Here is a 1,491-nt window from a genome sequence, read left to right as displayed (position 1 = left end):
GGTGAGGCCTCCCAGGCGTGGCGCGGCCCGCGCCGGGAGCCGCTGCGGGCCCGGCAGGGGCGCACCGTGACCCAGATGCACTACGCCCGGCGGGGGGTGACCACCCCCGAGATGCGCTACGTCGCGCTGCGCGAGGGCTGTGACGTCGAGCTCGTGCGCAGCGAGGTCGCCGCCGGGCGGGCGATCATCCCGGCGAACGTCAACCACCCCGAGAGCGAGCCGATGATCATCGGCCGGGCGTTCCTGACGAAGGTCAACGCGAACATCGGCAACTCCGCGGTGACGAGCTCGATCGCCGAGGAGGTCGACAAGCTGCGGTGGGCGACCCGCTGGGGTGCCGACACCGTCATGGACCTGTCCACCGGCGACGACATCCACACCACCCGCGAGTGGATCATCCGCAACTCGCCGGTGCCGATCGGCACGGTTCCGATCTACCAGGCGCTCGAGAAGGTCGACGGGCGCGCCGAGGACCTGTCCTGGGAGGTCTTCCGCGACACCGTCATCGAGCAGGCCGAGCAGGGCGTGGACTACATGACGGTGCACGCCGGCGTGCTGCTGCGGTACGTGCCGCTGACCGCGAACCGGGTCACCGGCATCGTCAGCCGCGGCGGGTCGATCATGGCCGGGTGGTGCCTGGCCCACCACCGCGAGTCGTTCCTCTACGAGCACTTCGACGAGTTGTGCGAGATCTTCGCGCGCTACGACATCGCGTTCTCCCTCGGCGACGGGCTGCGCCCCGGCTCGGTCGCCGACGCCAACGACGAGGCCCAGCTGTCCGAGCTGCGCACCCTCGGGGAGTTGACCCAGCGCGCGTGGGCGCACGACGTGCAGGTGATGGTCGAGGGTCCGGGCCACGTCCCGCTCAACCTCGTACCCGAGAACGTCCAGCTCGAGCAGGACTGGTGCCACGGCGCTCCGTTCTACACGCTCGGCCCACTCGTCACCGACATCGCCCCCGGGTACGACCACATCACCTCCGCGATCGGGGCAGCCGTCATCGCGATGCACGGCACCGCGATGCTCTGCTACGTCACCCCCAAGGAGCACCTCGGCCTGCCGAACCGCGACGACGTCAAGACCGGGGTCATCACGTACCGGATCGCCGCGCACGCCGCCGACGTCGCCAAGGGACACCCGGGTGCGCGCGACCGTGACGACGCGCTGAGCAAGGCCCGGTTCGAGTTCCGCTGGCACGACCAGTTCGCGCTCTCGCTCGACCCGGACACCGCGATCGCCTACCACGACGAGACGTTGCCGGCCGAGCCGGCCAAGACGGCGCACTTCTGCAGCATGTGCGGACCGAAGTTCTGCAGCATGCGGATCAGCCAGGACATCCGCGACGCCTACGGCTCGGCCGAGGAGCAGGCCGCCGCGGTCGCCCAGGCGCAGGCCGGGATGGCCGCCAAGAGCCGGGAGTTCCTCGAGCTGGGCGCGAGCGTCTACCTCGACGGGCACGCGGCGCCGGCGCGATGAGCCGGGCCACCCACG

General features: G+C 71.0%; 1 protein-coding gene. It reads left to right on the top strand.

Going from position 1 to position 1,491, the window contains the following annotated elements; all coding sequences use genetic code 11:
- Positions 1–1,476, top strand: a 1,476-nt coding sequence (gene thiC, locus KD1_RS15715) for a phosphomethylpyrimidine synthase ThiC (RefSeq protein ID WP_068403472.1), incomplete at its 5' end; no start/stop codon positions are given.
- Between the last annotated feature and the right edge of the window lie 15 nt (positions 1,477–1,491).

The sequence above is a fragment of the Kribbia dieselivorans NBRC 106261 genome (assembly GCF_001552435.1).
Lineage (GTDB): Bacteria > Actinomycetota > Actinomycetes > Actinomycetales > Dermatophilaceae > Kribbia > Kribbia dieselivorans.
The sequence above is the reverse complement of the archived record's forward strand: the minus strand, read 5'-3'. Positions and strand labels throughout refer to the sequence as shown.